The sequence below is a fragment of the Bradyrhizobium sp. UFLA05-112 genome, from assembly GCF_053572325.1.
Window position 1 is genome coordinate 1 of sequence record NZ_JBANBK010000077.1, and the last position, 13,071, is coordinate 13,071.

Here is a 13,071-nt window from a genome sequence, read left to right on the forward strand (position 1 = left end):
GCTCGGCTATCGGAGCCGCTTGTTCGGCGTTGGTCGCGGACAAGGGTTTCGTGCCGTTGGAGTGGTCGGTCTATGGTGGCCCGGCCCTCGCAGCTGGTGATGGATCAGCAGAATGGGAAGCCGCGCCCTGCAGCATAAGTGAGCTTGCCGCTCTCCTTGCAAGTAATAAACCCGTAGTGTTCCTTGCTGGTCGCGCCGAACTCGGGCCGCGTGCCTTGGGTGGCAGAAGCATTCTTGCCGCCGCAACATCGCCCGGAATGAAGGACTATCTCAACGACATTAAATTTCGCGAACACTTCCGTCCGGTTGCGCCGATATGTTTGGAGGACCGAGCGGCGGATATTTTCGATCCTGGGTCGCCGGACCCTTACATGCTCTTCGATCATCAGACACGGCCAGAGTGGCGAGAGAGAATCCCAGCCGTTGTGCATCTTGACGGATCTGCACGATTGCAGACCATTGGTAGAACATCCCAGCATAAGGTTGCTGAACTTCTCATTGAATATGAGAAGCTCACTGGCCTACCGTTGCTCTGCAATACTAGCGCCAACCACCATGGACGAGGCTTCTTCCCCGACGTCACAGCTGCCTGCGAATGGGGCCGCATCGAACACATCTGGTGCGACGGTTTGCTCTGGACCAAAACGCTCGAAGCCAAGGTGCCGTCGCCCGAACTGCTTTTGACAAGCTGAGATGAACGCATGTCGAGCGTAGCGATCGACCTTGCCGCTGTAAGCAAATCATATCGTGGCAAACCCGTTGTCAACGGGCTGTCGTTTACTGTGGCGGCGGGAGAGTGCTTCGGACTACTTGGACCGAATGGCGCGGGCAAAAGCACCATCGTGCGCATGATACTTGGCATGGCGCCTCCGGACTCTGGCCAGATTAGGGTGCTCGGCAAGCAGGTGCCGACACACGCGCGTTTGGCACGCGCGGGCGTAGGCGTGGTCCCGCAGTTCGACAACCTTGAGAACGAGTTCACGGTACGCGAGAACTTGCTGGTTTTCGGGCGCTATTTCGGCATGAGCGCACGTGAAATAGAGGCGGTCATCCCGTCACTGCTCGAATTTGCGCGCCTCGAAAGCAAGGCGGATGCGCGGGTTGCTGAGCTATCCGGCGGCATGAAGCGCCGGCTGGTTCTGGCACGAGCTCTGATCAACGACCCGCATCTGCTCATTATGGACGAACCAACGACCGGTCTTGATCCACACGCGCGCCATCTGATCTGGGAACGGCTGCGTGCGCTACTTTCGCGCGGCAAGACGATCCTGCTGACGACCCATTTTATGGAAGAGGCCGAGCGGCTGTGCGACAGGCTCTGCGTGCTTGAGGAAGGACGCAAGATCGCCGAAGGCGAGCCGCAGTCGCTGATCATCGAGCAGATTGGCTGCAATGTCATGGAGATCTATGGCGGTAATCCGCACGAAACGATTGAGCTGATCAGGCCTTACGCACAGCGTATTGAACTAAGCGGCGAGACCATCTTTTGCTATGCACCGGATCTGGAGAAAGTGCGGAAGCAGTTACGGGGAGCTGCGGGTTTACGCCTTTTGGAGCGTCCGCCAAATCTCGAAGATGTGTTCTTGCGGCTGACCGGACGCGAGATAGAGATATGATGAGAATGACTTATGGCGCGGCCATGCCCTCCAACGCATTTAATTGGGTCGCGGTATGGCGTCGCAACTATTTGGCCTGGAGGAAGGTTGCGCTTGCCTCGCTACTCGGCAATCTCGCCGATCCGTTGACGAACCTACTTGGTCTTGGCTTTGGTCTCGGGCTAATCGTCGGTCGCGTCAACGGGACGTCCTATATCGACTTTCTGGTGGGGGGCATGGTTGCGACCAGCGCGATGACGTCCGCAAGCTTCGAAACGATTTACGCAACGTTCGCCCGTATGCACACTCAACGGACCTGGGAGGCAATGCTGTGCACACAGCTTACACTTGGCGATATTCTGCTCGGTGAAGTGGCATGGGCGGCCAGCAAAGCCGTGCTGGCGGGTACAGGAATTACGATCGTTGCTGCTGGCCTTGGTTATGCGGCATGGCCATCCATGCTTTATGCGCTGCCGGCAATTGCTCTTACTGGTTTCGTCTTCGCGAGCTTGGCGATGGTCGTCGTATCACTAGCGCCAAGTTACGACTATTTCGTATTTTACCAGACGCTCATCCTTACACCGATGGTGTTTCTCTGCGGGGCAGTGTTTCCGATCGACCAGTTGCCAGCCGCCTTCCAGTTCGCAGCCAGCCTGCTGCCCCTGAAGCATTCGATTGAGCTCATTCGCCCGGCGATGCTTGGGCGGCCAGTCGGCGGCGTCGGGGTTCATATTGGCGCACTCTGCATCTATGCGGTTGTGCCGTTCTTGTTGTCGGTTGCACTGCTTCTGAGGCGCCTCATGCGCTGAGAGGCCGCAGTGGTAAAGTTGACGAACGCGCGCGCCATGGTGTGGAGCACGTGAAAATCGCAAAGGTCACTCGGGCTGATGACGTCGTGCTTCTGCATACAGCGACGAACGATCGTGAGGCGGGTAATCCAAATCGAGTATTCTCACAATAAATGGAGAGTAAGATGCTGTGTCTCGGAGTGAGCGGCGGACTAGACAAGGTGTTTGAATGCCGACCCGAGCTTCCAAGCACATTTCTTCACGATGGCGCTGCCGTTCTCGTGCGCGACGGTCGTGTGATAGCGGCCGTCGAAGAGGAGCGTCTCAATCGGGTCAAGCACTCTAACAAGTTTCCAAGCCAATCGATCCAGTACTGTCTCGACGTTGCCGGTATTCAACTGAGCGATGTCGATCGCATTGCGTTCTATGCGACCGAAGATTACTGCAACGCCATGCTCGAGCGCCTGTTTATTTCGCAGCCGTCCAACGCTATTCCGATGGATGCCAGGCTCTTGCTCCGGACGATGCTGGCGCAGGAGTTCGGCACGGACATTGATCCGTCGCGCGTCTCTTTCGTCAGTCACCACCGGGCGCATGCAGTCAGTGCGTTTGCAATGTCCGGATTTGAGCAAAGTCTGGTCCTTGCGATCGATGGCGGCGGTGAGTTTCTCTCCGGTCTCGTGGCCATCGGGTCTGGAACCGAAGTTAGGCAACTCGAGAGCTTCCCGGAGAGCAACTCCTTGGGATTGTTTTATCTCGAGACGATCCGGTATCTCGGATATGGCCTGTTCGACGAATACAAGGTCATGGGTCTTGCTCCCTACGGAGATCCTGCTCCATATCGCAAGCTCTTCGAGCAGTTCTATGAACTCACCGACAACGGCGGCTACCGTGTCCACCTGGATCGCATAGGACCGACGTTGCTCCGCAATATCCAAGTGCGTCGAAAGGGAATGCCATTCACGCAGCAGCATCGAGATGTGAGTGCTTCCTTGCAGGAAGCGCTGGAGCGAATAGTGTTTCACATGCTTCGGCATTATCGAGAAGCGACCGGCATGAAGCGCCTGTGCTTGGCCGGAGGGGTGGCCCACAACTGCACCATGAACGGTAAGTTGCTGTATTCAGAGCTGTTCGAAGACATATTTGTGCAACCCGCGGCACACGACGCCGGTTGCGCATTAGGTGCTGCACTCATGATGTCTTGCGAGGTAGGCCAGCCCGCGCCGCGAGAGCGGCTCCAGGAGGTCTATTGGGGACCCGATCTCGGAGCGGACCGCGCCATGGAGCAGGAGCTGAATGCATGGGCCGGACATCTCGAGATTGAACATAGCAATGATGTTGCGGGCAGGGCCGCCGACTGGATGGCAAACGGCGCAGTTATTGGCTGGGTGCAGGGGCGGTCGGAATTCGGGCCGCGTGCCCTCGGTAACCGAAGCATTCTTGCCGACCCTCGACCTGCAACGAATAAGGATCGCATAAACGCGATGGTCAAGAAGCGCGAAGGCTATCGACCGTTCGCGCCCTCTGTGTTGGAGGAAGATGCACACGAATATTTCGACCTCCCGGCCGGGAAGCGCGAGTTTCCCTTCATGAATTTCGTGGTTGGCGTGCAGGAGTCCAAGCGAGGTTTGCTCGGCGCTATTACGCATGTTGATGGTACGGCGCGGTTGCAAACAGTGTCGCGCAAGTCGAATCCAGCCTACTGGGACCTTATCGACGAGTTCAAAAGGCGAACGGGTATCCCAGTTCTGCTCAATACGTCGTTTAACAACAATGCCGAGCCGATTGTGGAGTCGGTTGCAGACGCCGTCACAACATTCCTGACGACCGAGCTCGATGCTCTTGTCATTGGCCCGTTCCTTGTCAAAAAGCGCTCCGTTACCCTGGACGATTGGACTTCACTCGCTGTCTCATTGCCGCCTTATGCGTCCCTCCATCGGGTCCGGGCACACACAGCACGAGATCGGCAGGAGACGGTATGCGAGATCCGCGCGGCGTTTTCGGGCGATGATGGTGTCCGGATTTCAGATAATGTGTACAATCTGCTGATGCGGGTCAAAGGCGAAGCCGTCCTCCTCGACGTCTTCAACGCGATGGCATTGGATCAAGCCGGGCGCGAAGCTCTCGTCAAGGAACTGCGGAGCCTGTGGGAGCAGCGCCGTGTTCGCCTGCATCCTCCCTTACGCGCTACTCGTGTAGAGGGTGACTGCGATCAGATGGCGGAGCCAGCATAAAGGCCCGATCGATGATTATGGCTATTCAGATCTCTCGCAATATGAGTTCGAGTGGATCCAGAAGGAGGGTGTTCACCGAAGAACGAGCGCCCTGCATCGCATGGCCAGCTCGCCGAGAAGGTTCTACGAGGCGATTTGTCGGCGCCATTTACCGGATGACAGCCTCAGGCGAGACATCTCGTACAGTTGTGCTTCTCCCTGAGCCTTCAGGTATGTCGTGGCAAGGAAAATAAAATGCCGGTTCACGGGTCTAAGAAGGAAAGGTTCGTTGTTTCTCGGCGACGTACCGGTTTTGGGGATTGCCTCTGGTCGTTGGCGGCCGCCTGGCAGTACGCGAAGCGGACAGGGCGTACACTGGTCATCGATTGGCGCGGCTCGTGTTATCTCGATGAACCCTTCACCAACGCCTTTGGGGTGTTCTTCCAACCGATTCAAGACATCGCCGGCGTGCGCGTGATTTGCGATGACCAAGTCAATCAACTCTCACTCCCGGGGCCGTTTTTTCCGACTTGGTGGAATCGGCCGTCCATCGATTGCATTTACCGGCCTGATGAACAAATTTTTCGAGAGCGGGATGAGCTGAGGCAGCTCTTCGACGCCCAAGATGATACTCAGGCGAATACTGTGGTGTGTGATGCCTGTTTGATGTGGGGGTGTGATCAAGACGCAGAGCGAGAAATATTTCGGGCCATCAAACTGCGGCCTGAAATTCAAGCACGGATTGACGCGACCCATCAGGAGCACTTTGAAGGTCAAAGCGTAGTAGGTGTCCATGTTCGACACGGCAATGGCGAAAATATCATGGGGCATACGCCGTACTGGGCCGATCCGGAGCTTGCCTTGCGGCAGGTATGCGCTGCCATTCAAAGAGCGAAGGCGTTTCTCCACACAAATCCAGTCAAGGTGTTTTTATGTACGGATAGCCCGAAGGTGCTGGAGAAGGTGTCGGCCGCGTTTCCAGACCTCTTTACCATTTCAAAGCGCTTCCAGGCGGATCAAGCAGGACCATTACACAGTGCAGAACTGGGAGCGGAGGGCGGGTTTTCTGCTCTCACGGAGATGTACCTCCTCGCTCGATGCGATACCGTAATTCGCTTTCCGCCGACCAGTGCCTTTACGCGCTATGCGCGCCTTGTGGTGCCACGCATCATTGAGTTCGAGTTGAATGATCCCGGTCGCTTGATCATAACCGATGAGTCGCGCGAACATCAGGTCGTCGCGTAACCTGCATAATCCGCACTCGCGGATCATAAAGCCGGTTTGCATGTACCGTGTTGTTTCGTCGCTAAATGTATTGGCAGAGCTCTTTCAAAATGCACCTCGCCTAGTGATGCCGACAATCTTCCGGGTAAGATGAGCCTTAACCGATTGAGGCCGCTGGCGGGCTCGTCCGGGCCTGCCGAGGCCCGTGCTGACAAAGCGATTCCCGCAGAGCATGAGCTAGACCAAGCGTCCTTTAAGCATGGGACAACATCGTATTCGGGTCGACTAACAGGCGTGTCGGTGATTGGGCAGGGTCTTGGAAGTTGATAGGTTTACTCGAGACCACAGCATTGCGCCGAAACAAACGCCACCGTCGGACCAAACCTGTCAAGTAGGACCACTGAGCCGATGAACCTGACATGTGAGGCTCACGACGTCCGATTGGCTGCCGTGGTGAGGATCGCGCCGCCGCAGTAGCCAAAAGCCTACCCGAGAGGGATGGTCGATGGGAGGGCCGGCAGTCGCAGCCCGGAGCTCTCACGACGCGACGACGAGACCGGACGGTTTGTCTCCTACGCATCGAAGGCCATCGAGCCAAAATAGGCGCGCCAGCGGCTGTCGTCTTTGTCGGTTCGGCGGGCAAATGAGAAACTCCCGGCGTTGAAGCGTTTCCGACAAAGAGGACACTATTGTCCTGGTTGAACTTGAGGGAAAACAAGGTCAGTCGAGCGCGTGTCCATCAGGATGGCTACTGGAGATCAATAAGTGACAAAGCGACGTCGCGCGCAGCTGTCAGAAGCGAACGCGCTATTGCTTTAACCCACTAAGTTAAGCGCGACACTGCGTCGCAATCGTGTCGCCCCCCTTCGCGTTGCGCTGGCCCAAATCCTGCACCGACGTGCGCGTGAGTGACCGCGGCAAGGACAACGGAATGAGCGGCGGGTTTAGTTCTCGACACGGCAGTCGACGATGCGATCCGGTGTTGCATATCGTAAATGGACGTCGAGGTCCGTTTTACGCCGCAGTAACCTACTGCAGGAGGGAAGATGGAACATGGTGGTGCTGACGGGGAGCCGCGGCATCGGCCACAGGGCTAGAAGGCGCTTTTCGGGGTGGCACACCACCTTGCGCATGGCAAGCCGTCGATGGCGATCTATATCCGTAGGAAGCGGCGCCGGACAATGATGGCGAGTCGAGTTGGCTGTCGCAGACGGCCACCGCGCCGCATGACCGAACTTGATGAGTGTTGCCACATGCGCTTGCTGCATTGCCCAAAGGTATGACCGTCTCGCCCAAGGCGCCGGATGGCACGCTGCTGCATCATCGACAACGTCAGTCGGAGAAGGCCCGATTAATGTTTGTCAGCGGCGGTGCCTGTTGGCCTGGTGGCCGTTCAATCCTCTGACTCACAAATGTCGCTTCTAAGCAGTGCGGTGTATCTGCCAGCACGCGATTGCCCGCAGGCGGCACTGTGGCTCGCTTGATCGCAATGGGTGGAGACACCTACTGCCAATAGCCGAAACGCAATGGGAGAACGAAAAGCGCATTTTGGGCTCGAATGTCACGCTCGACCTCGTGCGATTACGTAGAACATATGTGACGGAATCTGCACACATACGAAAGATCGCTGCTGATTGTCGGTAGATCTACGCCGGTCTTTTTCCAATGGAGTTCTTGCGCGATTTTGTGAAGGAGTGTGAATCAATGAAGGTGTATCATTTATACTCGTGCCATGAAAAAGTGTTATCTCCTGGCGCAATCAGAGTGCGCGCGAGATCGAGAGTGAGATGCAAGACAATGCTTCGAAGTGCGAACTAAGTGAAAACACGGCGCGGAAGGGCGACGTCGGTGTTGTCGCGGTTCATATTGCTAGCGAATCCGAATGGCATGACCCCGGCGACGGTGCGAACCATTCGGTGGTCCTGCCATTGAACGAAATCGCGCTCAGAGGACTGTTCGAAATATCGAACATGCTCGCCAGTCCTTCGCGGCTCGAAGTCGCGCTGGCAAGTGTGATCGATTTGCTACAATCATCTCTGCAGATGCGGCATGGCGTCGTCTCTCTCCTGGCAGACGATGACGTGCCGGAGATTGCGGTCGGCGCTGGCTGGAGCGAAGGAAGCGATGAGCGCTACCGGATGCGCCTGCCGCAAAAGGCGATCGAGGAGATTGTGGCAACGGGTATCCCGTTTGTCGCTGACGACGTTGCCACGCATCCAGCGTTCAGCGTAGCTGATATGGACGTGCTCGGCGCGTCCGACCACGTACGGTTATCGTTCATCGGAGTTCCCATCAGCGTCGACGGAAAAGTAGTCGGGACCCTATCCATCGAGCGTGTGCCGGACATCGATTCGATGTTCCCGCCGGATTGCGATGTCCGGTTACTCACCATGATCGCCAACCTCATTGGACAGGCGGTGAAGCTCCATCGTTTGGTGGCGCGCGACCGCAAGCGCCTCATGGCGGAGAGCTCTCGCTGGCAGAAAGAGCTCCTCGAATTTAAGCAGCCGGCGCGAGAGCGTAAGAGAGTTCACATCGATGGTATTATAGGTACCAGTCCGGCGCTGCGCGGGCTACTTGACAAGATCGCGGTGGTAGCCAAATCGAATGCCACGGTTCTGTTGCGAGGTGAATCGGGCACTGGCAAGGAGCTAGTGGCCAAAGCTATTCACGAGCTATCCCCGCGTGCCAAGCGGCCGTTCATCAAGATGAACTGCGCAGCGCTGCCGGAGACAGTGCTGGAATCCGAATTGTTCGGTCATGAGAAGGGAGCCTTCACCGGCGCTCTTAATTCACGCAAAGGGCGCTTTGAGCTCGCCGACAAGGGCACACTGTTTCTGGACGAGATTGGCGAAATCTCAGGCTCCTTCCAGGCAAAGCTGTTGCGGGTTCTTCAGGAGCAAGAGTTCGAGCGGGTCGGCAGCGGCCACACCATGAAAGTTGATGTTCGCGTGATTGCCGCAACCAACAAGGACCTGGAAGGGGCGGTGGCAAAAAACGAGTTTCGGGCCGATCTTTATTATCGCATTAGCGTGGTTCCATTGCTGCTGCCGGCGTTGCGCGAAAGGCGCAGCGACATTCCGTTGCTTGCCACTGAGTTTCTCAAAAGCTTTAACAGCGAGAACAGTCGAACGTTAACTTTCGATCCGAGTGCCATGGACGTGCTGATGAATTGCGGGTTTCCGGGCAATGTGCGTGAACTCGAAAACTGCGTGCAGCGGACTGCAACTCTGGCACCAGGGCCGTTCATTGTCAGGAGCGATTTTGCTTGCTGTCACGGTCAGTGCCTTTCCGCGCTGCTGTGGAAGAGCGGATTGGATGAAACGAAGCGGCGGGCCGCAGCGACCGGCGAGCTATCGGCGAGACCAGCTATGCCAACCCCTGACATAACTGCGTCGGCTGCGGTCCTCACTCCACCTGTTGAGATGGCGCCGGCCGACGGGGCGCTCGTGGGTGGTGCGAAGCTGACGGATCGCGAGCGCCTCATTGCTGCAATGGAAAAATCCGGTTGGGTGCAGGCAAAGGCGGCACGCCTCCTCGGACTAACGCCGCGCCAAATCGGCTATGCGCTGAGAAAATATTGCATCGAAATTAAGCGCCTGTGAGCGGTTCGGACTTGGCCTATGCTGTCAGACCGCGAGCTTGCGGCCAATCGATGGAGGTGTGCGCGTCCAATAAGCAGTCAATGAGAATCGATGACATGATCAGGCGTCCATCATCGCTTCGCTATTGATCCGAGGGCACCGGGCGCACTGAGCATAATCGTTTTGGGAGCACGAAGGACGGGTTTCCTCCAGCTTGAAACGGATCGAATCCGGGCGCGCCGTTTGTCAGGCGAGATCCCGTTGTGAGAGTTTATCGACCTCTGCCATCAAGCGTCCTCGCCATGCCCGGAGCTCGGAGACCAGTTCTTCGAAATCTCTAGGAGGAAGGCCTGCGAGGGATCGGCAGATATCACCGTCTCGCGAGGCATCCAGTTCGCGTCGTGTCGATCCATGTCCGCGTCCATCCCGATATGACATGCGAATGGACTGTTGAAGTACCAGAACCAGTTCGACCCCAGGATGGGGCGGCCGGGACCCCAGAAAGCCTGGTATCCCTTCTCCGCAAAACGATAACCATTGGTGGTCACCTCGGTTGGGCCGCCGAAGTGGAAAGCGAAGTGTTTCAGCCCCTGCATGTGCGGGGCGCTGCGAGGAGGAAATGCGTGTGATGGTCGAGGCTGCCACCCGGCTGCAGAAACGGGCCGGTGCCGGTAAAGCGGTCGGTGCAGCGGAAAGCAAGCCGATTTTCATAAAATGCTTCCGCTTTCAGGACGTCGGGTACGAAGTATGCGACGTGGGACAGCGTTCGCGGGCGGATAACAGAGGCTGGTGGCAAAACGCCAAGGCTATTGATCGGCCGGAATATGTACGTCCCCGAAGCGTTCGAGAATTCGCCCTGAAGTACGAATTCCCGTCTGACCGAAACCTGAAAGCCGATCGCAAAATCTGCGTCGTCGATCGATTCGATGGATCCGTCATCGAGATAGTGAACATCGCGGTCGCGGCGCAATTCTGTGGCAATTGCGTCTAGCGTTGCCATATTGGCCACGCCCATACCGTCTTTCGCAGTCGGCAACCGATGCTCGGCGGCGAGGACAACCGCGAATCGCTCTCGTAGCAATCACCACGGACGTGCCGTCAATGGGCCACAAAGCGACCACCGCGTTCTGAGCCTTGCATCGGCGTCAGTCCGTAGTCTGTGAGAAACCGGGCAGCGCCTGCTACGTCGTCGACGCCGAAGATGAGACTGTCCAATCCGACGATTTTCATTGATCGTGTCTCCAGGCCGTGTCTGTTTCACGCAATGAGACTGCCAACGGTCTCGGCGACTCACTTTGCGATGCAATGCGTTGGTGCCGTCATCGTGGCTCGAGCGCCACTCTCGCGCCCGTTAAGATTTTTAGCACGCGTTTCCGGCCGCTGTGCGGGAATTGTTTGACCATTTGGAAGTCAACGCATTGTCCTCGACCACCGCCAAGCGTCTTGTCCACAATTTTAGAAATCCATTGTGGAAATTTCTTACGTTGATAGAGCTAACTGGCTGTGCAGGAAGGAATGGATGCGTTTCAACAACAAGCTTGACCTTAATCTTCTCGTCGCGCTCGATCACCTGCTTCACTTACGCAATGTGAGCGCGGCCGCGGCACGAATGAACATGACTCAATCCGCCATGAGCAGCGCGCTCCAGCGTCTGCGTGATTACTTTGAGGACGAACTTCTAGCCAAAGTTGGCCGCAAGATGGAGCTCACACCACGAGCCGAATCGCTCAAGGAATCAGTGAGAGATCTGCTTGTTCGGATCGAAGGAACGGTCGCGACAAGCTCGCGTTTTAACCCTTCGCAGTCGGAACGCTGCTTCACCATCCTGGCTTCCGAGTATACTCTCGCGACGATCGCACCAGCCTTACTTCGACGTTGCGAACGAATCGCACCAGACGTGAAGTTCAACCTTGTGAGCGAGGTCGCCGCGCCGGAGCCGCTGCTCGAACAGGGAGCGGTCGATCTACTCATCATTCCGAACGAGTTTTGCTCGAAGCGTCACCCGTCGGAAATAGTCCTGCAAGACGAGTTCTGCGCCGTCGCGTGGAACAAGGGACGCTACGCGATCGGCAAACTTTCCAGGAAAGAATTCTTCGCGGCGGCCCATGTTGTGATTCGAGGCGCCGAAGACGATCGGTCATTCGAAACGTCTCTTGGGACGGGGCGCGGCGTACAACGCCGGATAGACGTGACCACCTATAGCTTCAGTGCGATGCCCGGGCTGGTCGCTGGTACCAATCGCATTGCGACGACGCACCGGCGCCTCGCAAAAGAGGTAGTTGGCCGGCTACCGATCAGGATCGTCGAGCTTCCGTTCCAGCTTCCGCCCATGCAGCTATCCGTGCAGTGGCACAGGTACAGATCGAACGACACGGGCTTGATCTGGCTTCTTGAGATGATTAGGGCAACGGCAAAGGAGTTAGATTAGGCTGAGCCCCACATGTGAGTGCGCGACACGTGCAGAACGGCCACACAGGGTTTTGCTCGGGACGGGGGAATGTTTTGCTATTTGCTCAGCCGAGCGCGACATAAAGCTTCCGTGCCGTCATGGCCGGGGCTTGATGAAGAGCCTCCTCTCAGAGGACTAAATCGGCCAGCTGAAACCGTTGAAGTGTTATACCGGAAAGTTGCGCGTCGTTGATCGGGATGAGACAGTCCGAAGTGTAGGGATCGGTCGCTCATGGAACCGCGCGGGGGCCCTCCCTTGAAGGCGAGACTATAATCCCGGCCGCCGTCCCAGTTCGGTACGTAGATTCCCAATAGCGTTGTTGGCCAGATGAAGTACGTTCTTCTCACCTGTTCTCAATGAGCGTTCCAGGTGGACTCGCAGCCGAGCGCGCAGCAGCGCCTCCGCATTATGGGTCAGGAATGGATCTTTCTCTACGAAACGCCATGACTTCTCAAAGGCCACGCGTACCAGAGTTTCAAACGTTTGCTCCTGCTTAGGGGAAGCATGATCCATGGATAGAGACTCCAACAAAAATATCCTTTTCAGCAACGACTCGCCGCTGGTCAGAAATGGTAGGTCGAAAAGCTGGCGCTTAAGCGGGGCGGAGCCTGCCCAGTCGTCATTCAGCTTGTAGAACGCGTGTCGATTGCTGTCGGGTCTATACAGGCGTTTGTTGAAGCGATGATGACCGCCGCTGTGCAAAACTCCTTCAGACTTCCCTGGTTCGGTATCCTAGTAGATTTGAGGACAATTGTTGGTTCGATTATCCCGACGCGGACGGCCGATAGCATCGCCCATCGATAGGCGAATACGTTAGACCTGTGCATCTAGGAGGTCCACGAGCCAAGCAAAGGATGAAGCAGGTTTGATATGCGCCCTAAGGCAACCAAGCTCGACGTTCAGGACTACCGGCGGATCAGCAGGCCGCCTATCTGGAAGCAGCGCTTGAGAACGAAGAGCCTTCGTTCATTGCTGCAGCTATCTGAGATTAGCCAAGGCTCGGGGAGTTTCGAATTCGCCCGCAAGACAGACTAAGCCGCGAAGCGATCTACGAAACGTTTCGCGTGGCCCGCAATCCAACACTCGATGAACTGAGCAAGTCGACGGACGTTCTAAGCTACAAGCAAACTCTTGTGCCGAGAGAGCGGATCGCTGGCTCAGCTGGTCACCCGAGCGGCCAGCGCGCGCTAGCATAGGTGGATCGCCGATAAGCGAACG

11 protein-coding genes are annotated in these 13,071 nt (G+C 56.8%); 7 read left to right on the forward strand and 4 right to left on the reverse strand.

Going from position 1 to position 13,071, the window contains the following annotated elements; all coding sequences use genetic code 11:
* The 6 genes from SO180_RS32680 to nifA all read left to right on the forward strand — a co-directional run.
* The coding region (locus SO180_RS32680) for a carbamoyltransferase C-terminal domain-containing protein (RefSeq protein ID WP_449382940.1) at positions 1-692 on the forward strand (692 nt) is incomplete at its 5' end.
* Between the two features lie 9 nt (positions 693-701).
* Positions 702-1,616: a nodulation factor ABC transporter ATP-binding protein NodI gene (gene nodI, locus SO180_RS32685; RefSeq protein WP_449382941.1), complete on the forward strand. Its 915-nt coding sequence runs from the start codon at positions 702-704 to the stop codon at positions 1,614-1,616.
* Complete coding sequence (locus SO180_RS32690) at positions 1,616-2,404, forward strand: ABC transporter permease (protein ID WP_449382970.1); 789 nt, start codon at positions 1,616-1,618, stop codon at positions 2,402-2,404. Before nodI ends, SO180_RS32690 begins: the two co-directional genes overlap by 1 nt.
* 164 nt (positions 2,405-2,568) lie before the next feature.
* The gene (locus tag SO180_RS32695; protein WP_449382942.1) at positions 2,569-4,617 is read left to right on the forward strand and encodes a carbamoyltransferase family protein; all 2,049 of its coding nucleotides are present in this window, start codon (positions 2,569-2,571) and stop codon (positions 4,615-4,617) included.
* A 234-nt stretch (positions 4,618-4,851) separates the two neighbouring features.
* Positions 4,852-5,841 (forward strand): nodulation protein NodZ, encoded by a 990-nt coding sequence (locus tag SO180_RS32700; protein ID WP_449382943.1) that lies wholly within the window; start codon positions 4,852-4,854, stop codon positions 5,839-5,841.
* 1,766 nt (positions 5,842-7,607) lie between these two features.
* Positions 7,608-9,425 carry a nif-specific transcriptional activator NifA gene (gene nifA, locus SO180_RS32705; protein ID WP_449382944.1) on the forward strand — a complete coding sequence of 606 codons (1,818 nt, stop codon included), beginning with the start codon at positions 7,608-7,610 and terminating at the stop codon, positions 9,423-9,425.
* 266 nt (positions 9,426-9,691) lie between these two features.
* Here nifA and SO180_RS32710 read toward each other — a convergent pair whose 3' ends face one another.
* The 3 genes from SO180_RS32710 to SO180_RS32720 all read right to left on the reverse strand — a co-directional run bounded on the left by SO180_RS32710 (position 9,692) and on the right by SO180_RS32720 (position 10,634).
* Positions 9,692-10,000: a VOC family protein gene (locus SO180_RS32710; RefSeq protein WP_449382945.1), complete on the reverse strand. Its 309-nt coding sequence runs from the start codon at positions 9,998-10,000 to the stop codon at positions 9,692-9,694.
* Positions 9,988-10,419 (reverse strand): VOC family protein, encoded by a 432-nt coding sequence (locus tag SO180_RS32715; RefSeq protein WP_449382946.1) that lies wholly within the window; start codon positions 10,417-10,419, stop codon positions 9,988-9,990. Before SO180_RS32715 ends, SO180_RS32710 begins: the two co-directional genes overlap by 13 nt.
* An 83-nt stretch (positions 10,420-10,502) precedes the next feature.
* Positions 10,503-10,634 carry a hypothetical protein gene (locus SO180_RS32720; RefSeq protein WP_449382947.1) on the reverse strand — a complete coding sequence of 44 codons (132 nt, stop codon included), beginning with the start codon at positions 10,632-10,634 and terminating at the stop codon, positions 10,503-10,505.
* 289 nt (positions 10,635-10,923) lie between these two features.
* On the opposite strand from SO180_RS32720, the gene SO180_RS32725 reads away from it, so the two are divergent.
* Positions 10,924-11,832, forward strand: a complete 909-nt coding sequence (locus tag SO180_RS32725) for a LysR family transcriptional regulator (RefSeq protein WP_449382948.1) — start codon at positions 10,924-10,926, stop codon at positions 11,830-11,832.
* Positions 11,833-12,120: 288 nt separating this feature from the next.
* On the opposite strand, the gene SO180_RS32730 is transcribed toward SO180_RS32725, so the two are convergent.
* Entirely contained in the window at positions 12,121-12,555 is a 435-nt protein-coding gene (locus SO180_RS32730) for a hypothetical protein (protein WP_449382949.1), read from the reverse strand.
* Positions 12,556-13,071 lie beyond the last annotated feature (516 nt).